Raw genomic sequence first — 20,898 nt, forward strand, 5'->3', positions numbered from 1 at the left:
CGTCGGCGCCGGCTTCGAGCGCGGCTTCCATCAGCGCGTCTTCATCGGTGCCGGGCGCAATCAGCAACTGCCCGCAATGGGTGAACCGGAACGCAACCGAGCCTTCGGTGCCCATGTTGCCGCCAAACTGGGAAAACGCATGGCGTACTTCGGCCACGGTGCGCACCCGGTTGTCGGTCATGCAGTCGACCACGATGGCCGCGCCGTTGATGCCGTAGCCTTCGTAGCGGATCTCTTCATAGTTCGCGCCGTCGAGCCCGCCGGTGCCGCGCTGGATGGCGCGGTTGACGTTGTCCTTGGGCATATTGGCGTCGGCCGCCTTGTCCACCGCCAGCCGCAGCCGCGGATTGACGCTGATGTCGCCGCCGCCCAGGCGGGCTGCGACGGTGATTTCCTTGATCAGGCGGGTCCAGACCTTGCCGCGCTTGGCGTCGGTGGCGGCCTTTTTATGCTTGATGTTGGCCCATTTGCTGTGTCCAGCCATGACGAATCTTCCCAAACTTGTGATACAAAACGGCGTGGTACAAGGAATCCGGAGCCGCCTGCCGGTTCCGACAATGCCTGCCTGAAAAACCGCTGGATAATTGCTGAGCAATCGCTGAACAAGCGTTCTGCAATTGCAGAATAATCGATTTTTGGCCTGCATCCGGAAGGCCGATTCTAGCATAAGGCCCCCTGCCAACCGGCACTGTAAAGACCCGAAAAAATATGAGCCACCCCCTGTTGATTGCAAAAAATAGCCAGCATGAGCTGGTGCTCCTTTCGCAGCTGGCCAACCGCCACGGCTGCATTACCGGCGCAACCGGTACTGGCAAGACCGTCACGCTGCAAGTGCTGGCGCAGGCGCTGTCCGACATTGGCGTACCGGTCTTCATGGCGGACGTGAAAGGCGACCTGTCGGGTATTGCCAAGGCCGGGACCGCCACGCCCAAGCTGTCCAGCCGGCTGAAATCCCTGGGCCTGGCCGAACCGGCGTGGGCCGGCAGTCCGGTCACGTTCTGGGATGTGTTTGGCGAACAGGGCCACCCGGTGCGGGCCACGATTTCCGACCTCGGACCGCTGTTGCTGGGGCGCATGCTGAACCTGAACGAAACCCAGGCCGGCGTGCTGCAACTGGCGTTCCGGATTGCCGACGACCAGGGACTACTGCTGCTCGACATCAAGGACTTGCGCGCCATGCTGCAGCACGTCGCCGAAAACGCATCGACCTTCCAGACTGAATACGGCAATATTTCCGCCGCCAGCGTGGGCGCGATCCAGCGCGGCTTGCTGAGCGTCGAAGAGCAGGGCGGCGACCGGTTTTTTGGCGAGCCGATGCTCAATATCGACGACTTGCTGCAGACCGACGCCAAAGGCCGCGGCCTGGTCAACATCCTGGCCGCAGACAAATTGCTGCAGGCGCCGCGGCTGTATTCCACTTTCCTGCTGTGGATGTTGTCGGAGCTGTACGAGCAACTGCCCGAAGTAGGCGACCTCGACAAACCCAAGCTGGTGTTCTTTTTCGATGAAGCCCACCTGCTGTTCGCCGAAGCGCCGCGGGTATTGCTGCAAAAGATCGAGCAAGTGGTGCGCCTGATACGATCCAAGGGCGTCGGCGTGTATTTCGTGACGCAAAATCCGCTCGACATACCCGACACCGTGCTGGGCCAGTTGGGCAATCGCGTGCAGCATGCGCTGCGCGCCTACACGCCGCGCGACCAGAAAGCGGTGCAGGCAGCGGCCGAAACCTTCCGCGCCAACCCGGGGCTCGACACCGCCAAAGCGATCACCGAGCTTGGCGTCGGTGAAGCGCTGGTGTCCTTCCTCGATGAAAAAGGCACGCCGCACCCGGTAGAACGCGCCTATATACTGCCGCCGGCGTCGCGCATCGGCCCCCTGACGCCCGAAGAGCGGCGCGAATTGATCGGCCAGTCGGTGGTTGCCGGCATCTACGAAAAGACGGTGGACCGGGAATCGGCCTACGAAAAATTGAAGGGCAGGGCGATGCAGGCCCAGCCGGCCACCGGCGGCGAGCAGCCGGCGCAGCAAGCGCAGGAGGCGAGCATCGGCGGGCGCGTCCAGGACGCCTTTGGCGACCTGTTCGGCAGCGGTGCTTCCGGCAAGGGTACAGGCCGCGGCGCGAGCCGCAAGGACACCATGCTGGAGGCAGCATTCAAGTCGGCGGCACGAACAGTCGGCTCATCGGTCGGGCGAGCGATTGTGCGGGGGGTGCTGGGCTCGCTGCTCAAGGGAAAATAGGCCGGGCGCACTCGCGCTGGCTTCATCCTGCGCTGCGGACATCCCGTACAATTGCGGGATGACAAGTATTGCATCACCACTCGCCAGGCGTGAGTTCCTCATCGGCCTGGCCATTGCCATGCTTGGCGCGATCCTGTTTTCTGCCAAAGCCATTTTTGCCAAACTGATTTATCGCTACGACGTCGATGCCGTGACCCTGCTGGGTTTCCGCATGCTGTTTTCGGTGCCGTTCTTCGTCGCGGCCGCACTGTGGACCGGGCGCAATGCAAAGCCGCTCTCGGCCGGCGACCGCCTGCGTGTCGTATTCCTCGGGCTGGTCGGCTATTACCTGTCGAGCTTTTTCAGTTTCATTGGCCTGCAATACATTTCCACCGGGCTGGAACGTCTGATCCTGTTCCTGACACCGTCGTTCGTGCTGCTGCTGTCGGTGATCTTCCTGAAAAGACGCATCGGCCTGATTGAATTGCTGGCACTGGCGATATCCTACTCCGGTACCGTGCTGGTGTTCGCGCACGACGTTCGCACCGGCGGCGACAACGTCGCCCTGGGAAGCGCCTTCACGCTTGGCAGTGCGATCTCCTATGCCGTGTACCTGATCATGTCAGGCCAGCTGGTGCGCCGGACCGGCGCCCTGCGGCTGGTGGCCTATGCCATGTGCGTCGCGAGCGTGGCCTGCATATTGCAGTTCTTGCTGTTGCGGCCCTTCAGTTATCTGCTGCAGCCGACGCCGGTGTACCTGCTGTCGATCGGCAACGCGGTGCTGTCCACGGTGTTGCCGGTTTTCATTACCATGATCGCCGTGGAGCGCATCGGCGCGCCGAGCACGGCGCAGGCCGGCATGATCGGGCCGGTGTCCATCCTCGTGATGGGCGCGCTGATCCTGGACGAGCCGGTCACGACGATACAACTGGCCGGCACGGCGCTGGTGCTGGCCGGCATTTACCTGCTGACGAAAAAGAAAACATAGGAGCTGAAATGGACCTGGGAATTCGTGGCAAGAAAGCATTGGTGTGCGGCGCCAGCAAGGGGCTGGGACGGGCCTGCGCCGAAGCGCTGGCAATGGAAGGCGCGCATGTGACCATCGTTGCCCGCACCGCCGCCGACCTGGAGAAAACGGCCGGGGAAATCCGCGTCATGGCCGCCGCAACCGGCGCCACGGTACAGGCAGTGGCTTGCGATATCACCACGCCGGAAGGCCGGGCACTGGCGCTGGCGGCCTGTGGCGAACCGGACATCCTGGTCACGAACGCAGGCGGACCGCCGCCGGGCGACTTTCGCGACTGGGAGCGCAGTGACTGGATTGCCGCGCTCGACGCCAACATGCTCACGCCAATTGAACTGATCAAGGCTACCGTGGATGGCATGATTGCACGCAAGTTTGGCCGTATCGTCAATATCACTTCGGCTGCTGTCAAGGCGCCGCTGTCCAACCTGGGCCTGTCCAACGGCGCGCGCACCGGACTGACCGGCTTTGTCGCCGGCCTGTCGCGCCAGGTGGTGGCGCATAACGTCACGATCAACAACTTGCTGCCGGGCCCGTTCGACACCGACCGCCTGAAATCGAACTTCGCCAACATGGCAAAAACTGCCGGCAAGACTGCGGAAGAAATGACGGCGTCCCGGCGCAAGGCCAATCCGGCCAAACGCTTTGGCACGCCCGCGGAATTCGGCGCTTGCTGTGCCTTCCTGTGCAGTACGCACACCAGCTACATGACCGGACAGAACATCCTGCTCGACGGCGGCGACTATCCCGGCACCATGTAAGCGGGTGGCGCAACGCCCTGGCCGGGCGCAGGTATCATAGGCCGCACCGACGCCAACAATGCAGCAGCAACCAACAATCACATCGAGACCAGCAATGACCAAAGCCATACGCATCACCAAGAACGGCGGACCCGAAGTAATGGAATACGTCGATGTCGAAGTCGGCCAGCCCGGACCGGGTGAAGCACTGGTGCGCCACGCCGCCTGCGGCCTGAACTACATCGACGTCTATTTCCGCACCGGCATGTATCCGCAGCCGCTGCCGGCCGGACTGGGCATGGAAGGCGCCGGCACGGTCGAAGCCGTCGGCCCCGGCGTGACCCATGTTGCGCCCGGTGACCGGGTTGCCTATGCCGCCCGTCCGCCCGGCGCGTATTCCCAAGCGCGCACCATGCCGGCCAGCTTCCTGGTCAAGCTGCCCGATTCGATCGAATTCGAAACTGCCGCCGCCATGATGCTGCAGGGGTTCACGGTCGAATACCTGTTCAACCGCACCTTTCCGTTGAAAGGCGGCGAAACCATCCTGTTCCATGCTGCCGCCGGCGGCGTTGGCCTGATTGCCTGCCAATGGGCGAAAGCGATCGGCGTGACCATGATCGGCACCGTCGGTTCCGACGAGAAAGGCGAAATCGCCAAGGCGCACGGATGCGCCCACGTGATCAACTACAAGACTGAAAATTTCAGCCAGCGGGTCAAGGAAATCACGGGCGGGCGCGGCGTGCCGGTGGTGTATGACTCGATCGGCGCCGACACCTTCACCGGTTCCCTCGACAGCCTGGCGCCGCTGGGCATGATGGTCAGTTTCGGCAGTGCGTCGGGCCCGGTGCCGGCATTTACGCTCAATGAACTGGTCAACCGCGGTTCGCTGTATATCACCCGTCCGACGCTGTTTAGCCACATCACCAAGCGCGACACGCTCGAAGCCATGGCCGCCAACCTGTTCGGCATGGTCGAAAGCGGCAAGGTCAAGATCGAGATCAACCAGCGCTATGCATTGAAAGATGTCGCGCAAGCGCATATTGCGCTGGAGTCGCGCCAGACCACTGGCTCGACGATACTGTTGCCATAAGCGTCCTTGGTCGGGATTCCCATGAAAGATGAACTGGAAGACGCCAATCCGATGAAGCATCCGGAAGAAGAATCAGGCAGCGCAGACGGCTCGCCCAAGTTTGGCCGGCTGCTGATCGTGCTGGCGCTGGCGGTCGCCTTTGTCGGCTTCGTGACCTGGGCATCGCAAGCCTGGCTGGTCGGATAGGCAAGGACACTGCGCCCGGCCTGCCGCAGCTTTGGCAGGCCGGCGATTTCCTGTCGGCGCGGCTGCATTTGCTGGAAGGGAAAGCCCGCCTGAACGCAGCCGAATCAAGCCGGATTGAACCAGTATTGTGCGCCGCACGCCGGCTGCCAATCGGCTGCCAGCGCCGGTGTTGACGATTGCATCGTGTTACAAATACCGCGTTGCGGCTGGCGCGGGCAGGGTCGTAGAATTTGCTGAGAAGAAACTCCACTTCCCGGCCACCGCGCGATGCAGCATTCCACCATACCAGCAAGCCCCGCCGGCCCCATCCCGGCCGATGCCCCTGTTCGGCAGGCGGCGTTGTTGCCCAAGCTGGTCGATATCGGCCACGCCCTGGCGGGTGCGCAAATCGAGGCATTTCGCTATCGGCTGGCCGACGCCCTGCTCAAGCTGTCCGAGACCAGCCTGCGTCCGGCCGAAGAACAAGCCAGCTTTCACGCCTACAACTACCTGCGCAACCAGGCGCCGGTGTTTTGCGAAACCCTGTCCGAAATCATCCACACCAACACGGCCGCCGCCCTGCATGACCTGGAGCTGGGCCGGCCGGCAGCACCGCGCCTGGACCCCAAGGCCGACAATTTCGAAGCGATGGAAGACCAGGTCCTGCAAGACGAGGTCAACCTGGCGCTCGAACAGCATTGTGCCGACGCGCTGGCAGAACTCAACGTGCGCATTGCCGCGCTGCTCGGCCGGGAACGGATCGATACCGACACCAACCCGTGGCGGCCGCAAGTCTTCGTGCAGTCGGTATGCCAGGCCTGGCGCAATATTGACGGCGAACGCGCCTCGCTGCGGGTCATGCTGGGACAGCTTGGACCAGGCTGTTTCCTACGGCTGGACGCCGTATATGCTGCGCTCAATGCCGCGCTGGCCGGGAAAGGCATCCTGCCCGATATAAAAGCGGCGGTGCGCGCGCGCAAGCGGGAAATGGCGACCGCCACGTTTGCCGCCACCACCTCGCCGATCCTGCTGGCGCGCGGCAAGCACTACAACCGCGTGCGCGACTGGCTGCTTTCACCGGGCAAAGGGCAAGCAGCCGAAGTCGCCGACCACCTGAACCTGCCCGACCTGTTCGGCGCCCAGGATGCAGTGGGCAACTGGCAGGCCAATACCATCAATGTCGCCGTCGGTCCGCGTCTGTTTGGCCACCTGACCCGCCTGCAGCAGCAACTCGACGCCAGCGTGGGCGATGCGGCCGGAACGGACACGGGCGCGGCTGCGCCAGCGGCCACAGCGACCGTATTGCGTCACATCCGCAGCGGATTGCCGGACGGGGTATTGACCACTGTCGACGACAACACGATCGAACTGCTGGCCCGCATTGTCGATTACCTGCTGGCTGCGCAGCAGATCCCGGTTCCAGTAAAACATTTGCTGGTCCGCCTGCAGATCCCGCTGCTCAAAGCCGCCTTGATGGATCGCAAGTTCTTCATCAACCGCACCCATCCGGCCCGGCTGCTGGTCGACAAGATGGTCGCCTGCAGCGTCGGCTGGGACGTTGCGCGCGGCCAGGACGATCCGCTGCTGGTGACGATGTCGCAGATCGTGCAGCGCGTGATGACCGAATTCGACCAGAAGACCTTCTTGTTCGTCGACCTGTGCGGGCAGCTCGACGCTTTCCTCGCCGATGAGCAGCGCGCCATGGATAACGTGCTGGCCGTGCCGATTGCCGCCGGCCTGCGCGCCGAACGACTGTACAACGCGCAACAGGCCGCGCACGCCCAACTGACGCAGCGTCTCGATACCGGCGCCGTGCCGCAATTTGTCGAATCCTTCCTGGAAACCCAGTGGCTGCGCATACTCACGCTGGCCTACAGCATCCGCGAGAAAAAACCCGAGATGCTGGAGCGCGCATTGAGCGCGATGGACGACTTGATCTGGAGCCTGCAAGTCAAGGCAGACGCCGCCGAACGCAAGCAATTGCTGGAGCGCTTGCCGACCATTCTGGGCAACGTCAACGCCTGGCTCAATGCCATCAAGTGGGATGAGCCTGAACGGGTGCGCTTTTTTGCGCTGCTGGCGCAGCGGCATGCCGCCGTGGTGCGCATCCAGAACAACAACAGCAGCGCCCGGGTGGAAGCCGAGATTGCGATCGCGCGCCGCGCCAGCGAACGCAGCCTTGCGCGCGCCCGCCGCAATGCGCCGCAAGGGACCTCGCCAGACAATATGCGCTCAGCCGGCTTGTGCCACGGCGACTGGCTGGCACTGCAAGACCAGGACGGAACGCTGCGTTACATGAAACTGGCGTGGATCAGTCCCGCCCGCAGCCAGTTCATCTTTGCCGGCCGCGGCGGCAGCAAGACCTTGCTGCTTGCGGCCACCGAGGTCGACCTGGCGCTACAGCAAGGACGGGCGCGAACCGTTGCGCTTGACCGCGTGGTGGACCGTGCGCTCGATGCGGTGCTGGGCACGGACTGAATCCGGACGCAAGCCGGAGGCAAGCCCGATGCCAGCCCGGCCCAAGCCGGACTGACGTCGGATCAAATCCGGACTGAAATCAAGGCGCCGGTTTTCTTTTCTCCATCTTCAGCTCCACCACCCTGGGCACCCCGTTGGGCCCCGGAAAATCGGTGAATGCGCTGCGCATCATGTACGGCATCACTTCGGCCAGCGGACCCTTGCTGTCGTCGCTGTTGACCGTCACGTCAAACAGATTACGGCCGCTGGCGGCATCGCTGATCATGATCTTGAGCTGGCGCTTGTACATCTGGTAGCGCGTCTCCTGTTGCTGCACGACGGGCGGCCCGAAATTGCCCGGGTAGTACACGCCCGGCGGGTAATAGCCCTGCGGCCCTTGCCACGGGCCCAGCCCCATCCCCGGCCAGCCACCCCAGCCCCAGGGGTAATAGAACGGATCGGCGACCGGCTGGAACACCTGCACGTCGCGCACCGACCATTTGTACTGCATCCGCACCTTGAGTCGTGCCGGCGGCGCTGCCTGCTGTTCCTCGAACCCGAGTCGCGCCAATTCTGACCGCAGCAATTGTTCATAGGTGCGGTACTCAAGGTCGTTTGCCTGTTCCGCCGTGCGCGCGAGGGCATAGGTCTTTTCCGGCAGGTCGGCCGGCCAGTCATGGAATGCAGTGACCTGGTTACTGATCGTGCTGGCGCAGCCTGTTGCCAGCGCCACCAGGCACGCTGTCGCCATCCATCGCCACAAACTGCTGTACTGAATCTGCATGGCACTCCTCGATTCGTGATTGACGGCTTGCACTAGCTTGCTGCGGACATCCCGTTCATTCCGGGCGCCATCCGCAACACCGGTAGCGGCGAACGGTATCCGCGCTGGCAAGCAAGTTATTGACCGGCGTCAATATCTCGGCAGAAATTGATTGTGAACATCGCCGCGCTAGCGCGGGTTCTCAAAGAAAATATAGTTGCTGCCATAGTCGCTGACTTCGAAATACACCTTTTTTTCACCGGGGTCGGCCACCATGTTGAAGTTCTCGTCCAGCACGCCATAACCATAGCGGTAAGAACGCGCCTGGCCGTCGTTGGTGCCGGTGCCGGTCGTCATCTTGTCGATTTTTACAAAGCGCCTGACCAGTTTTTCGCCGGCGTACACTTCCAGCACGCCATTGGTGCCGGTCCAGTTCTGCACGCTGCGGCTGATCTGGTTCTGTTGTTCCTGGGTGCAAGACGCCAGCAACAGCAAGCCTGCCAGCAGCGCGCTGGCCGGCAAGGATGCCGATAACTTCGATATAGATCCCATTGGCGCACTCCACGATTGGTAAAATCGTATTTTGCGCTCTTTTGAAAGATAGCCCCCGCCCATGCGTACCGACACCAGCAACGCCATCTATCGCAGCGAGTACAGCAGCCCCAATTACCGCGTCGATACCGTGGAAATGGGTTTTGACCTTGACCCCGCCCAGACCCGCGTCGCCACCCGCCTGACCATGACCCGCAATCCGGACGCCAGCGGCAAGTCGATCCTGCTGTACGGCGATGGCCTGAAACTGGTGCAACTACGCATGAACGGCCGCCCATTGTCGCGCCGCGCCTACCAGATCGATGACGGCGTACTGCGCATCCTCGTCGCCCCCGAACACGTCACGCTCGACATCGAAACCCTGATCGCGCCCGAGCGCAACACCACGCTGATGGGCCTGTACGTCTCCAACGGCAACTTCTTCACTCAATGCGAGGCCGAAGGCTTTCGCAAGATCACCTACTTTCCCGACCGCCCGGACGTCATGGCGCGCTTCACCGTCATGCTGCGCGCCGACCGAAAAAAATATCCGGTGCTGCTCTCCAACGGCAACCTGATCGAGCAAGGCGACCTGGGCGACGGCCGCCACTACGCGCTGTGGGAAGATCCGTTCAAGAAACCGTCCTACCTGTTCGCGCTGGTCGCCGGTCAACTTGTTTGCCAGCAGGAGCACATGACGCTGGCCTCGGGCCGCGAGGCGCTGCTGCAAGTGTGGGTGGAGGAGGGCAACCTCGACAAGACCCAGCATGCGATGGACTCGCTCAAGCGCAGCATCACCTGGGACGAACAGCGCTGGGGGCTGGAACTCGACCTGGACCGTTTCATGATCGTCGCCGTCGGCGACTTCAACATGGGCGCGATGGAGAACAAGGGCCTCAACATCTTCAACACCAAGTACGTGCTGGCCAATCCGCGCATCGCCACCGACACCGACTACGCCAACATCGAAGCCGTGGTCGGCCACGAATACTTCCATAACTGGACCGGCAACCGCGTCACTTGCCGCGACTGGTTCCAGCTATCGTTGAAGGAAGGACTGACCGTATTCCGCGACCAGGAATTTTCCGGCGACATGATCGGCACCGACAGCGGCCGCGCCGTCAAGCGCATCGAAGACGTGCGCGTGCTGCGCCAGGCGCAATTCCCCGAAGACGCCGGCCCGATGGCGCATCCGGTGCGCCCCGACGCCTACGTCGAGATCAATAATTTCTATACCGTCACCATCTACGAAAAAGGCGCCGAAGTCGTCCGCATGTACCAGACCTTGCTGGGGCGGGACGGCTTCCGCGCCGGCATGGACCTGTACTTCGCCCGGCACGACGGCCAGGCCGTCACCTGCGACGACTTTCGCGCCGCGATGGCCGACGCCAACGGCCGCGACCTGGACCAGTTCGAGCGCTGGTACAGCCAGGCCGGCACGCCGCGCATTGCGGTGCAGACGCACTACGACGCCGTTCAGCGCAGCTATGAAATCCGGCTCACCCAATCCTGCCCGGCCACGCCAGGGCAAGAGCACAAGCTGCCCTTCCACATACCGGTGGCGGTCGGCCTGCTCGACAGCCAGGGGCGCGAGCTGCCGCTCCGGCTCGACACCGCAGCGGCCAGTGGCCAGCCGCAAAGCCCCCCGGCCGCAGCAAGTGGCACGCTGGTGCTGGAACTGACCGAAGCCACGCAAAGCTTCCGCTTCACCGGCATCGACCAGGAACCGATTGCCTCGTTGCTGCGCAACTTCTCGGCGCCGGTCCACCTGGACTATGAATACAGCGACCGCGAACTGGCTTTCCTGATGCGGCATGACACCGATCCGTTCAACCGCTGGGAAGCCGGGCAGCGGCTGGCGGCCCGCCGGCTGTTGAACCTGACGCATGCCGTCATCAACGCCGCCGATCTTGCCGCCACGCTGCCGGAACATGACGCGCTGATCGACAGCATGCGCATCACGCTGGCCGACGACAGCCTGGACCCGGCGTTCCGCGAACAGGTGCTGATGCTGCCGTCCGAAACCATCATCGCCGAGCAGATGGAAGCAATCGATCCGCAAGCAATCCATAGCGCGCGCCAGTTCATGCGCCTGCAACTGGCCCGGGCATTGCGTCCTGAGCTGGAACAAGTCTACGAAGCCAATGCCACGCCGGGCGCCTACAGCCCGGACGCCGCCAGCGCCGGCAAGCGCGGCCTGCGCAATGTCGCGCTGTCCTACCTGGCCGAGCTGGACGACGAAATCGCGCATGCGATGGCGCGCCAGCAATCCGATGACGCCGGCAACATGACCGAACGCATTGCCGCGCTGTCGGCACTCGTCAACAGCAATGCCGCCGTCCGCGACGCCGCCCTGGCGCGCTTCTATGAAGACTTCCGCGACGACCCGCTGGTGGTCGACAAATGGTTCACCCTGCAAGCCATGGCGCGCACCGCCACGCTGGACAAGATCCGGCAGTTGATGAATCATCCCGCCTTTACCTTGAAAAACCCGAACCGCGCGCGCAGCCTGATTTTCAGCTTCTGCAACGGCAATCCGGCCCGCTTCCATGCGCCGGATGGCAGCGGTTATGCATTCTGGGCCGACCAGGTGATTGCCCTGAACGCCATCAACCCGCAAGTTGCCGCCCGGCTGGCACGCACGCTGGACCGCTGGCGCAAGTACGTGCCCGAGCTGCAATGCCACATGCGGGCCGCGCTGGAGCGGGTGGCCGCCACGCGCAAGCTGTCGCGGGACGTGCAGGAAGTCATCAGCAAGGCGCTGGCCGACTGAAACTAAAAGCCGCGCCGCACGCCAATCAAGCGGCATCAGCAGCAACATAAAGAAAATACAAAAGTAGCCAAGGGACCCACATGAAACGCATCAGCCTGACCCAGCACCTGATCGAAGAGCAGCGCCTGCACAACAGCATACCGGCGTCGTTGCGCTTGCTGATTGAAGTCGTGTCGCGCGCCTGCAAGACCATTTCACACGCCGTCGGCAAGGGCGAACTCGGCGAAGTGCTTGGCAGCGCAGAATCGGAAAACGTGCAGGGCGAGGTCCAGAAAAAGCTCGACATCATCTGCAACGACTACCTGTTGCAGGCCAATGAATGGGGCGGCCACCTCGCTGCGATGGCGTCGGAAGAAATGGAAACCATCCACCCGATTCCCAACCGTTATCCGATGGGCGAATACCTGTTGCTGTTCGATCCGCTGGACGGCTCCAGCAACATCGACGTCAACGTCTCGATCGGCACCATTTTCTCGGTGCTGAAAGCGCCCGAGGGCATGACCACCCCGACCGAATCCGACTTCCTGCAGGCCGGCACCCGCCAGGTCGCCGCTGGCTACGCGATCTACGGCCCGCAAACGGTGCTGGTGCTGACCACCGGCAACGGCGTGCAAGCCTTCACGCTCGACCGCGAGATGGGCTCATGGGTCATGACCATGCAGCAAGGCACGATTCCGGAAGAAACAAAGGAATACGCGATCAACGCCTCCAACGCCCGCCACTGGTATCCGCCGGTGCAGCGCTATGTGGGCGAACTGCTGGCCGGCAAGACCGGCCCGCGCGGCACGGACGTCACTATGCGCTGGGTGGCCTCGATGGTGGCCGACGTGCACCGCATCCTGACCCGCGGCGGCGTGTTCATGTACCCCGCCGACGCGCGTGAGCCGGACAAGCCTGGCAAGCTGCGGCTGATGTATGAAGCCAACCCGATGAGCTTCATCGTCGAACAGGCGGGCGGGGCGGCTACGGACGGCAAGCAGCGGATACTGGACATCCAGCCTGAGAAACTGCATCAGCGGGTAGCGGTTTTCCTGGGGTCCAGGAGTGAAGTGGAGCGGGTTACCGGGTACCACCGCGAGGAGTGAAATCGGCCACGCGGGCGCATGCCGGCGAGCAGTTCGAAACTAGTACTCGCAGGAAGGGCGGTTTTTTTGCTAGAATGCGGCCTTCGCTGATGTAGCTCAGTTGGTAGAGCAACTGATTCGTAATCAGTAGGTCACCAGTTCGATTCCGGTCATCAGCACCAAAGAATTAAAGGGCTCCGTTCACAAGACGGGGCCCTTTTTCTTTGTGCGTCCACGCATTTCTGCTGGTGCATGACGGATGCTGCGATCTCCTCCGTGTCAGGCATTTTGGAGGGATGGACTCAGGTCCTGCATTTAACGTGCCGAACGGTTGTGCAGTAAAAGTCAAGACCTGACCCCACCCACCAGCCTTACGCAGCAGCAATGCAGGCGTTGATGGAGATTGTGCTTGCCACAGGTATCACTACCTTCTTTCGGCCATGTCCTTCATTGCTGACGGACTCCACCTTGACGAGGCCGAGCGCTGACAGCTTGGAAACGTCTCTCGACACCGCGCTGGGGTTGCGGTGTGAGGCGATAGCGAGGTCTGCAATGGAGTGCCGCCCTTTACTGGCAATGCGCAGCAATTCGAATCGCTTCGGGGTGAGCTGACTCAGAAAGTCTTCAAACTCGAAACTGGTGAAAACCTTCGAATATGGCAACGAATCGGCTTGCTCATCCAACGCGCGTGCGACCTCCTTGCTCTTGATCGAGCGAGCGTTCAAGGCAGGAATCTTTGCAAAGTCTTCCAGGGTGATCTTTTTTTTCGTCATATTTGCTCTCCGTTGACGAACTTGACGGCAATCTCTTGCCATTCCCGCTCGAACCGCTCATATAGATCTTCGTAGCCGGTGAACGGGTCAGGGACTATGGAACCCATGTAGTGCCGGTGAGTGTAGCCGTGGCTGTTGTCATAACCAAGCACCCGACCGTTGTCACCACTGAAGATCAGTGGGTTGATGTATGCGAGCGCATAACTGACGACTTTTTTTGTGGGCAATTCACGAATCACCCGCTCCTTCAAGATACCGCCGCCGAGTCGGCTGGGAATCTTCACGTCCGCAGGGGCGTAGATTTCCTGTTTCTTCGGTCGTTTCATATGTTCAGTCATGATGTTTAAAATCATGGCTGTTGTCAAGTGGTGCTAGTCGATTACCCTTGGGGGGGGCACCACGGTGCCGAGACGCGCGGGAATTCGAGCCGGCGGCTTCTTCGTCGCGATGACGAACGGCTTGATGGGTGTGCACCCCACCACCGTGCCCAAAGCAGCGAAGGCGGCCCGCCAGGACCACCTCCCCCGTCTGGCCTGCTACCGTTCAGTCCTCAGAACGAATACCCCGCTCACGTCCCACCTTGGTGTAGGTCTCCCTTTCGCCGTTCAGGAAAGCGACGAAGTCGGCGGTCGATCCACCGGCGGGCTCCACACCCTGGGCAAGAAGCTTGGTGCGAATCGCGGGTTCCTTCACGATCTGTGCGATCGTGGCAGACAGCTTGTCAACCACCGCTTGCGGCGTCTTGGCGGCGACGTACACGCCCATCCAGTTGGTGAATCGATAGCCTGCGAAGCCTGGCAGCTCCGCGAGTGTGGGAACCTCAGGCATGGCTACGGAGCGTTTGGCGCTGGTCACGGCCAGGATCCGGAGTTTGCCGGTCTTGGCAAACGGCACGGTCGGCGGCATGCCGACGATGCCCATTGGAATCTGCCCGCCGACCAGGTCCGCCACGGCGGGTGCTGCCCCCTTGTAGGGAACGTGCTGCAAGTCGATCTTGCCCATGGCGTTCAGGGACTCGCCGGCGTAGTGCATGCTGCTGCCGGTGCCGGGGCTGCCATAGGAGTACTTGCCCGGCGCAGACCGGACCAGTGCAAGCATTTCATTGACTGATTTGGCGGGAAACGACGGATGGGCCGCCAGCACCAGCGGCGTTTCGCCAATGAGAATGACCGGGCTCAGGTCGCGTTCTACGGAATAGCTCAGCTTCTTGCCCGAGATGGGACTGACGACCACCTCCGCCGGCGAGGCGATCAGTATCGTGTAGCCGTCCGGCGCACTACGTGCCACGGCCTCGGCCCCAATCGCGCCGGAAGCACCGGCACGGTTCTCAACGACTACCGTTGACTTCAAGACTTCGCTGAGTCGTTGCGCAACGGTACGGGAAACGAAATCGACACCGCCACCAGCAGGGTAGGGCACGATCACGCGGATTGGCTTGGAGGGCCAGTCCTGTGCAATGGAAAAACTGCTTGCCAGCGCGAGCGAGGCGACGCCTGCAAGCTGTATCGAAAACCGGACTATCTTGTTCATGTTGTCTCCGTCGGATAATTGTTATTGCATCTCGGCTGCGAAACCGGGCGCCGGGGTAAATCCCAGGTCGCCGCGCGCAATGACTGCTTCCCGTCCGCCGTTGGCCGCCAGCAGCTCTGCCTGGCGCGCCTTGGCCCGCTGGTCCACTTCGTCGGGGTCGCAGACTGAAAGAAGCGCCTGCCGGCATTCGGCCAGGATGCCGCGCATGGCGGGGTCGCCGCCGAGATCGTGGATCTCGTCCGGATCGTTTTCCAGGTCAAAAAGCTGGGGCGTATATTTCACGTAATGGATGTATTTCCATTTACCCAGCCGGATGGCGAAGGCGCCGGTGGTGGATCCCATGCCGTGATATTCCGACAGTACTGTGCGGCTTGGCTGTGCTCCGGCAGCGATGTCAATCAGCGACACGCCGAGATGCCCGTCCCGGACTTCTTCAAACGGAACGCCCACGGTTTCGACAATGGTCGGATAGCAATCCACATGGCTGACCGGCGTGGTGATCTTCTTGCCGCGCGGTATACCGGGTCCGGACATGATCAAGGGAACGCCTGCGATTTCATCGAACATGGTGGACTTGCCCCATAGTCCGCGCGCGCCAAGGTTGTCGCCGTGGTCGCTGGTGTACATCACGCGGGTGTTGCCGGCCAGGCCTGACTCGTTCAACGCAGTCATCAGCTTGCCGACGTTTTCGTCGAGATAGGAAACCAGGCCGAAGTAGCCTGCCAGCGCGCGTTTCACGTCGGATTCCGATTCGAAGTAATCGTCGTAGCAGAAGCTGTTGCGGTAATCCTCGAGATACGGATGGGTGGGGCGCTGTTCGCGTGCATACATGCTGGGCATCGGCAGCTCGCGGTTCCAGTATTTGTAGTAGTGCTCGGGCGGGGCCGTGAGCGGGAAATGCGGTGCGACGAAGGATACGAACAGTACCCACGGCTTGTCGGCATCCTGCGTGCCCTGCTCGCGCAGCCAAACCTGTGCACGGGAACAGATGTCCTTGTCATAGAAGGTGTAGGGCGATTCGCCCGGACCCGCCATCGCGGCCATCTTTTTGGCGCCGCCGCGGCGTGGCAGCTCATCGCGCACCAGGCCCATCAGGTCGCCTTTGCCGCCCAGGATGTGCATCGGGATTTGTTCTTCCGAGAAGCCATGGTCTTCCCCCGCCTCGCGGAAGTGCAGCTTGCCGATCGAGACGACGCGGTGGCCGCGATTGCGCAGCTCGTGGTGCCAGCTCGACACGCTGCCGTCGTAGGCGTCGGCGTTGTCCCAGAAACCGATCTGGTTGATGTACTTGCCGCAGGCGAAGCCGGCACGCGCCGGAATGCAGACCGGGCTGGTGGTGTAGGCCGAAGTGAACATGGTGCCGCTGGCGGCCAATGCATCGAGGTTGGGTGTCTCGACAACCGGATGTCCGTTGCAACCCAGGACCTTCGGGTTGTGTTCGTCGGACATGATGATCAGTAGGTTAGGTGCGCGCATTTCTTCTCTGGGTGAAATTGATGATCGGTATCGTCGCAGCCAACGCGCGGGGCGCCAGGAATGGGCGTCGACTTCCTTTCCCATTCACCTCAGCCCGCTATGAAGATGCGGTTGACTGCTTATATAGGCAGACATTAGCATACGTTTAGTACCGGATGCAATCGGCGGCGCATCGGGATGCGCCGTGAATCTCTTCTGCGAGACGTATGCATACGTTAGTATTCGGTTTCGTTTCCGGGAATTCACGAATGGCGCGTACAACGAAGAGTGCAATTGAGGCGAAGGGAAACCGGGAGGCCGCGCTGCAAGGCCTGCAGCGGGACAGTCCGCTGCCGCTGTATGAGCAAATTGCCGACCGCATGCGGGCGTCCCTGCATGCCAGCGGCGCCGGCAGCCAGTTTCCGACTGAAGAATCGCAGATGGCGTCATTCGCCGTCAGCCGCAGCACGATCCGCAAGGCGGTGCAGCGCCTGGTTGACGAGGGTATCTTGGTGCGGCGGCAAGGCAAAGGCACTTTCGTTGCGCGCCCCATGCCGCAAATCGTGCACTCGATTGATCGCATGGCGCCCTTCGCGGAGACCTTCAGCCAGGTTGGCGAGGACATCCGTACCGAGATCACCGATTTTGCGTGGAACCAGGACCCCGACCTGCCCGATGCACTGAACGAATGGGAGCGGCCTGTGCTGTCCTATTTGCGCCTCTATGTCTCCCGCGGCGTGCCGCATGCCATAACCCGCATGACCGTGCCACTGCCCCTGGGCCGCAAGATCAGCCGCGCGGACGTCGAGTCGAGCCCCATGTACGACATCCTGCAAAAGAAGCTCAAGGTCAAGCTGGCGCGCGCCGAGTTCTTGGTCAGCTGCCGCCAGCCCTCGGCTGCGATCAGCTCGGCATTGAATGTGTCGCAGAGTTCCTTCCTGCTGGTGCTGGACCGCATCACGCGCGATGAAAAGGGCCGGCCGGTGGAAATGACGACCCACTTCCTGCGGCCCGACGTGTACCAGCTCAGCGTGGTTCTCTCCAATCTTGAACGCGCCAAACCCTGATGCCGGCTTGCCGGAACTGTCCAGCCTGCATGTCTATCAGCCGGGTGGCATCACTGATGAGCGGCAGCGTCAGGCTTGAACGACATCAATTGCCGGCAGCCGCATCCTTGTCGAGCTGCTTCAAGCGATCGAGCAATTGATCGATCACCTGGTACACGTCTTCCATCACCTTTTCCCCGATTTCTTCTTCCAGCAAGCCGTAGTTGCGGTCGACCTTGGGCATCATCTTTCGCACCAGGGCACGGCTCGTGGGCGTCAGTGATACCAGCATGCGGCGTTGATCGCTGTCCATGCGCACGCGCTTCACCATTCCCTGCTCTTCCATGCGAACCAGCATTCCGCTGATGCTTGGCCCGGAGATCTGGCAGGCGTCCGACAAGGTGCGCGGCTCCGTTTCGCCATTCTCATAGAGACTTCGGATGATGCGCCATTGCTGTTCGGTGATCCCGTTGGCGTTCAGGAAAGGGCGGAACCGGGTCATCAGCGCTTCGCGCGCTTGTAGCAGGAGGTGGGGCAGGTTACGTCGTTGGAAAACTCGATCAGGCAATTTTTTTCTCGGCGGAGACGGTTAAGGTGCGATGGGCCGCGCGACAGCTGGCTATCGACGATTCTATCGATTCTCTTCGCTCGTATGGTAGTGCAGAATGATAAAATGTGAACGAATTTTTCGTGGCTGGCCTGGCTTGTCCGGCTAACCGAACAGCGACTTGCGACAGGAAGGAAAATGGAAGGAATGACCGAGAACGAACCGAAGGAGATCGTGTTTCCGTGGACGGATGCTTTCCTGCTGGGCTTGCCTCAAATGGATGAGACCCACCGCGAATTCGTTGATCTGGTGAATCGCTTGCTGACGGTCGATGACAAGGACTTTGCCAGCTGCCTGGATCGCTTTGCAGAGCACACCGAACAGCACTTCGAAGAGGAGCGGGAGTGGATGGAATCCACCGCCTTCCCGCCGCGGGAATGTCACATCGGCGAGCACCAGGCGGTACTCAAGTCAGTGCACGAGGTGCAGGAATATCTGCGCCAGGGGGGCGATGTTGATAACGGCCGCCGGCTTGCCCGTGAATTGACAAACTGGTTCCCCGGCCATGCGGACTATATGGACGCGGCCCTTGCGCAGTGGATCAGCAAGCAGCGCACCGGCGGCGCCCCGGTCGTGATCCGTCGCGGCGTGCAAAGCAGCAGCCGCATTCCTGGCGAGGGGCAGGAAGGGCAGCCGTAACGCAGCCTCAGGCGCTGCCGCCGCCCAGCGCGCGTGAAACCTCCTGCGCGGCTTGTTGCAGCAGGCTGGCGATGCCTTCCATGCGTTGCTGGTCGAGCCGCACGCTGGGGCCGAATACACCCAGGGAACCCATCACCGTCCGGTCAGGTGCATAGAGAGGCACCGCCACAGCGACCGCCCCTTCAATCAATTCATCCCGGCTCATCGCATAGCCGCGCTTGCGGGTTTGCTTGAGTTCCATTGCGTAGGATGCGGCATCCTTGCCGGCCGCCTTCGCCCAGGATTTTTCCTCTGCTTCGGTCATTGCCGAAAAAGCGAGAATGGCCCGCCCGCTGGCGCCCAGTGAAAGGCTTTCCCGATAGCCCACGCCACGCTTGAAGCTCAGCGGCTGGGTGCTTGGCAACTCGGCCGCGCATACGCGCGCAGTGCCATCGGACAGGAACAGCGCGACGGTTTCGCCGGTTTCGCCCCAGATACGCTTGATCGTCGGCATGGCGAGGGACGCTACATCCAGGGTCGATGTCCAGACATGCGCCAGCTTGGCAATCGCCGGGCCAAGGCGAAAGCGCTGGGGATCGCCGGAAGAAACCAGGAAATTTTTCTGCTCCAGCGTGTGCAGCAGCCGGTACAAGGTCGGCCGGCTCAGGTCGACCCGCTTGAGCAATTCCGCCGCGGTCAATTCGAAATCGGCCGGGGAAAACGCGGCGAGTATATCGAGTGCGCGGTCCACTGCACGGACGCTGCCGTCGCTTTTGTCATTGTTCATTCTGTCCCTGCTGTCCATGAGATGCCGCGGATTATAGCGGCCACTGCTTTCCATTTTTGCTATGCCAGGTCCGGGCCCGAAGTGCTTTTTGCGGGCGCTTGATTTTTCCGGCGTTATGTCCGTATAATGATACATCAGTCCACCAGATGGACAACAAAGAAAAATAATGGCCGCCGGATTCACTTCACCCGGGACGTCCGTAAATTCTATGGAGACATACCAATGACGTTCGCCGTCACCCTCGTATTCGCAGACGGCGTTGCGCAACGCTTGCAGGCGAGCTGCGGACAAAACCTGCTCGAAGCCGCCGTGGAAGCCGGCCTGCCTTTGCTGACCGATTGCGCCAACGGCAAGTGCGGAACCTGCGTTGCGCAATTGGTTTCCGGCACTGTCGACCTTGGCGCTTATGACCGTGCCGTCTTGCCGGATGACGAGCGCGAAGCCGGCGCCATCCTGACCTGCGTGGCCACCGTCAAGGAAGAATGCGTGGTCGAGATTCCCTACGACTCGTCCGAAGTCGGTGCTGAAGAAGCGGCGCTACCGGGAACAGTCCTGTCGATCGCGCCGGTGGCCGCAGAGGTGGTCCGGCTCGAAGTACAGGTCAAGGATTGCCTCGAATTCCATCCGGGCCAGTATGTGCGCATCCGGCCTGACGGTGAGGGCGAGTGGCGCTCCTATTCCATGGCAAACGAGTCGGGCGCCAGCAACCTGGTCTTCTACATTCGCCTGGTGCCGGGGGGATTTTTCTCCAGCTGGCTGGCTTCGGCCAAGGCGGGTGATGCGGTGGAGATGAGTCCGCCGCGCGGTACTTTCTTCTTGCGGCGCGAGCCCAAGCCGCGACTGTTCGTGGCTGGCGGCACTGGCCTGGCGCCTTTCCTGTCCATGCTGGAGCAACTGGCCGCGGACGGCCCGCAGCAGGAGGGCGACACCACGCTGCTGGTCGGCGCCCGTACCGTGGACCACCTCTTCGCGCGGGAACAATTGCAGCAACTGGCCGCCCGCATGCCGGCCTTGCGCATCCGGTATGCCGCCGAGAGCGGCGACGCGCCGGGCTGCAGCAGCGGCTATGCGACCGACCTGATCCGCGAACTCGATTTGCACGCAGATACCCGCGTCTACCTGTGCGGCCCGCCACCGATGGTGGAAGCCGGCCGACAAGCGCTGGCCGCACGCGGCATGAATCCGAAAGAAGCCCTGTGCGAGCGCTTTGCCTGAACGCCGCCTTGCATCGACTGTAAAAGAACCCACACCAATCAAG

The 20,898-nt window shown here is 61.9% G+C and carries 20 protein-coding genes and 1 tRNA gene; 12 read left to right on the top strand and 9 right to left on the bottom strand.

The window, feature by feature from the left end; translation table 11 throughout:
* Positions 1 to 484, bottom strand: a 484-nt coding sequence (locus tag Q7T64_RS17660) for a YebC/PmpR family DNA-binding transcriptional regulator (RefSeq protein ID WP_304798572.1), incomplete at its 3' end; no start/stop codon positions are given.
* A 224-nt stretch (positions 485 to 708) separates the two neighbouring features.
* Between Q7T64_RS17660 and Q7T64_RS17665 the strand changes: the two genes are divergently transcribed.
* From Q7T64_RS17665 to Q7T64_RS17690, 6 genes are all read left to right on the top strand, one after another.
* Positions 709 to 2,238: a helicase HerA-like C-terminal domain-containing protein gene (locus tag Q7T64_RS17665; protein WP_304798575.1), complete on the top strand. Its 1,530-nt coding sequence runs from the start codon at positions 709 to 711 to the stop codon at positions 2,236 to 2,238.
* Between the two features lie 58 nt (positions 2,239 to 2,296).
* Positions 2,297 to 3,205 (top strand): DMT family transporter, encoded by a 909-nt coding sequence (locus tag Q7T64_RS17670; protein ID WP_304798578.1) that lies wholly within the window; start codon positions 2,297 to 2,299, stop codon positions 3,203 to 3,205.
* An 8-nt stretch (positions 3,206 to 3,213) separates the two neighbouring features.
* On the top strand, positions 3,214 to 4,002 hold the full coding sequence (locus Q7T64_RS17675; protein ID WP_304798581.1) for an SDR family oxidoreductase: 789 nt from the start codon (positions 3,214 to 3,216) through the stop codon (positions 4,000 to 4,002).
* Positions 4,003 to 4,096: 94 nt separating this feature from the next.
* Complete coding sequence (locus tag Q7T64_RS17680; protein WP_304798585.1) at positions 4,097 to 5,071, top strand: quinone oxidoreductase; 975 nt, start codon at positions 4,097 to 4,099, stop codon at positions 5,069 to 5,071.
* Positions 5,072 to 5,092: 21 nt separating this feature from the next.
* The gene (locus Q7T64_RS17685; protein ID WP_304798588.1) at positions 5,093 to 5,257 is read left to right on the top strand and encodes a hypothetical protein; all 165 of its coding nucleotides are present in this window, start codon (positions 5,093 to 5,095) and stop codon (positions 5,255 to 5,257) included.
* Positions 5,258 to 5,524: 267 nt separating this feature from the next.
* Positions 5,525 to 7,714, top strand: a complete 2,190-nt coding sequence (locus Q7T64_RS17690) for a DUF1631 family protein (RefSeq protein ID WP_304798590.1) — start codon at positions 5,525 to 5,527, stop codon at positions 7,712 to 7,714.
* A 79-nt stretch (positions 7,715 to 7,793) separates the two neighbouring features.
* On the opposite strand, the gene Q7T64_RS17695 is transcribed toward Q7T64_RS17690, so the two are convergent.
* Together Q7T64_RS17695 and Q7T64_RS17700 are read right to left on the bottom strand one after the other, a co-directional pair.
* Positions 7,794 to 8,477, bottom strand: coding sequence for a DUF4136 domain-containing protein (locus Q7T64_RS17695; RefSeq protein ID WP_304798592.1), 684 nt, complete (start codon positions 8,475 to 8,477; stop codon positions 7,794 to 7,796).
* 168 nt (positions 8,478 to 8,645) lie between these two features.
* Positions 8,646 to 9,008, bottom strand: a complete 363-nt coding sequence (locus tag Q7T64_RS17700; protein ID WP_304798595.1) for a hypothetical protein — start codon at positions 9,006 to 9,008, stop codon at positions 8,646 to 8,648.
* 61 nt (positions 9,009 to 9,069) lie between these two features.
* On the opposite strand from Q7T64_RS17700, the gene pepN reads away from it, so the two are divergent.
* The 3 genes from pepN (at position 9,070) to Q7T64_RS17715 (ending at position 13,006) form a co-directional block, all read left to right on the top strand.
* Positions 9,070 to 11,760 (top strand): aminopeptidase N, encoded by a 2,691-nt coding sequence (gene pepN, locus Q7T64_RS17705; protein WP_304798598.1) that lies wholly within the window; start codon positions 9,070 to 9,072, stop codon positions 11,758 to 11,760.
* Positions 11,761 to 11,840: 80 nt separating this feature from the next.
* The gene (locus Q7T64_RS17710) at positions 11,841 to 12,845 is read left to right on the top strand and encodes a class 1 fructose-bisphosphatase (RefSeq protein WP_304798601.1); all 1,005 of its coding nucleotides are present in this window, start codon (positions 11,841 to 11,843) and stop codon (positions 12,843 to 12,845) included.
* Positions 12,846 to 12,930: 85 nt separating this feature from the next.
* A tRNA-Thr gene (locus Q7T64_RS17715) sits at positions 12,931 to 13,006 on the top strand.
* A gap of 189 nt (positions 13,007 to 13,195) precedes the next feature.
* Here Q7T64_RS17715 and Q7T64_RS17720 read toward each other — a convergent pair.
* The 4 genes from Q7T64_RS17720 to Q7T64_RS17735 form a co-directional block, all read right to left on the bottom strand.
* Positions 13,196 to 13,597 (bottom strand): hypothetical protein, encoded by a 402-nt coding sequence (locus Q7T64_RS17720; protein WP_304798605.1) that lies wholly within the window; start codon positions 13,595 to 13,597, stop codon positions 13,196 to 13,198.
* Positions 13,594 to 13,935, bottom strand: a complete 342-nt coding sequence (locus tag Q7T64_RS17725; protein ID WP_304798608.1) for a DUF6516 family protein — start codon at positions 13,933 to 13,935, stop codon at positions 13,594 to 13,596. The genes Q7T64_RS17720 and Q7T64_RS17725 overlap by 4 nt, the downstream gene beginning before the upstream one ends.
* Before the next feature lie 205 nt (positions 13,936 to 14,140).
* Entirely contained in the window at positions 14,141 to 15,127 is a 987-nt protein-coding gene (locus Q7T64_RS17730; protein WP_304798610.1) for a tripartite tricarboxylate transporter substrate binding protein, read from the bottom strand.
* A 21-nt stretch (positions 15,128 to 15,148) separates the two neighbouring features.
* On the bottom strand, positions 15,149 to 16,603 hold the full coding sequence (locus tag Q7T64_RS17735; RefSeq protein WP_304798613.1) for a sulfatase-like hydrolase/transferase: 1,455 nt from the start codon (positions 16,601 to 16,603) through the stop codon (positions 15,149 to 15,151).
* Between the two features lie 248 nt (positions 16,604 to 16,851).
* Between Q7T64_RS17735 and Q7T64_RS17740 the strand changes: the two genes are divergently transcribed.
* A complete protein-coding gene (locus tag Q7T64_RS17740; RefSeq protein ID WP_304798616.1) occupies positions 16,852 to 17,649 on the top strand; it encodes a GntR family transcriptional regulator in 798 nt (265 codons plus the stop codon).
* Positions 17,650 to 17,734: 85 nt separating this feature from the next.
* Here Q7T64_RS17740 and hpaR read toward each other — a convergent pair whose 3' ends face one another.
* On the bottom strand, positions 17,735 to 18,196 hold the full coding sequence (gene hpaR / locus Q7T64_RS17745; protein WP_304798621.1) for a homoprotocatechuate degradation operon regulator HpaR: 462 nt from the start codon (positions 18,194 to 18,196) through the stop codon (positions 17,735 to 17,737).
* A gap of 177 nt (positions 18,197 to 18,373) precedes the next feature.
* Between hpaR and Q7T64_RS17750 the strand changes: the two genes are divergently transcribed.
* On the top strand, positions 18,374 to 18,874 hold the full coding sequence (locus Q7T64_RS17750; protein WP_304798627.1) for a hemerythrin domain-containing protein: 501 nt from the start codon (positions 18,374 to 18,376) through the stop codon (positions 18,872 to 18,874).
* Between the two features lie 7 nt (positions 18,875 to 18,881).
* Here Q7T64_RS17750 and Q7T64_RS17755 read toward each other — a convergent pair whose 3' ends face one another.
* Positions 18,882 to 19,640 carry an IclR family transcriptional regulator gene (locus Q7T64_RS17755; RefSeq protein WP_304798632.1) on the bottom strand — a complete coding sequence of 253 codons (759 nt, stop codon included), beginning with the start codon at positions 19,638 to 19,640 and terminating at the stop codon, positions 18,882 to 18,884.
* Between the two features lie 222 nt (positions 19,641 to 19,862).
* Between Q7T64_RS17755 and Q7T64_RS17760 the strand changes: the two genes are divergently transcribed.
* Positions 19,863 to 20,855 (top strand): 2Fe-2S iron-sulfur cluster binding domain-containing protein, encoded by a 993-nt coding sequence (locus Q7T64_RS17760; RefSeq protein WP_304798638.1) that lies wholly within the window; start codon positions 19,863 to 19,865, stop codon positions 20,853 to 20,855.
* The last annotated feature ends 43 nt before the right edge of the window (positions 20,856 to 20,898 follow it).

Origin of the sequence: Lacisediminimonas sp., from assembly GCF_030645335.1 — a bacterium.
In the GTDB taxonomy this organism is placed as follows: Bacteria; Pseudomonadota; Gammaproteobacteria; order Burkholderiales; family Burkholderiaceae_D; genus Lacisediminimonas.

Bases quoted from the DNA above. Each gene is read 5' to 3' on its own strand.
- Q7T64_RS17665 (WP_304798575.1), top strand. From the start codon at position 709: ATGAGCCACCCCCTGTTGATTGCAAAAAATAGCCAGCATGAGCTGGTG.
- Q7T64_RS17670 (WP_304798578.1), top strand. From the start codon at position 2,297: ATGACAAGTATTGCATCACCACTCGCCAGGCGTGAGTTCCTCATCGGC.
- Q7T64_RS17675 (WP_304798581.1), top strand. From the start codon at position 3,214: ATGGACCTGGGAATTCGTGGCAAGAAAGCATTGGTGTGCGGCGCCAGC.
- Q7T64_RS17680 (WP_304798585.1), top strand. From the start codon at position 4,097: ATGACCAAAGCCATACGCATCACCAAGAACGGCGGACCCGAAGTAATG.
- Q7T64_RS17685 (WP_304798588.1), top strand. From the start codon at position 5,093: ATGAAAGATGAACTGGAAGACGCCAATCCGATGAAGCATCCGGAAGAA.
- Q7T64_RS17690 (WP_304798590.1), top strand. From the start codon at position 5,525: ATGCAGCATTCCACCATACCAGCAAGCCCCGCCGGCCCCATCCCGGCC.
- Q7T64_RS17695 (WP_304798592.1), bottom strand. From the start codon at position 8,477: ATGCAGATTCAGTACAGCAGTTTGTGGCGATGGATGGCGACAGCGTGC.
- Q7T64_RS17700 (WP_304798595.1), bottom strand. From the start codon at position 9,008: ATGGGATCTATATCGAAGTTATCGGCATCCTTGCCGGCCAGCGCGCTG.
- pepN (WP_304798598.1), top strand. From the start codon at position 9,070: ATGCGTACCGACACCAGCAACGCCATCTATCGCAGCGAGTACAGCAGC.
- Q7T64_RS17710 (WP_304798601.1), top strand. From the start codon at position 11,841: ATGAAACGCATCAGCCTGACCCAGCACCTGATCGAAGAGCAGCGCCTG.
- Q7T64_RS17720 (WP_304798605.1), bottom strand. From the start codon at position 13,597: ATGACGAAAAAAAAGATCACCCTGGAAGACTTTGCAAAGATTCCTGCC.
- Q7T64_RS17725 (WP_304798608.1), bottom strand. From the start codon at position 13,935: ATGACTGAACATATGAAACGACCGAAGAAACAGGAAATCTACGCCCCT.
- Q7T64_RS17730 (WP_304798610.1), bottom strand. From the start codon at position 15,127: ATGAACAAGATAGTCCGGTTTTCGATACAGCTTGCAGGCGTCGCCTCG.
- Q7T64_RS17735 (WP_304798613.1), bottom strand. From the start codon at position 16,603: ATGCGCGCACCTAACCTACTGATCATCATGTCCGACGAACACAACCCG.
- Q7T64_RS17740 (WP_304798616.1), top strand. From the start codon at position 16,852: ATGGCGCGTACAACGAAGAGTGCAATTGAGGCGAAGGGAAACCGGGAG.
- Q7T64_RS17750 (WP_304798627.1), top strand. From the start codon at position 18,374: ATGGAAGGAATGACCGAGAACGAACCGAAGGAGATCGTGTTTCCGTGG.
- Q7T64_RS17755 (WP_304798632.1), bottom strand. From the start codon at position 19,640: ATGAACAATGACAAAAGCGACGGCAGCGTCCGTGCAGTGGACCGCGCA.
- Q7T64_RS17760 (WP_304798638.1), top strand. From the start codon at position 19,863: ATGACGTTCGCCGTCACCCTCGTATTCGCAGACGGCGTTGCGCAACGC.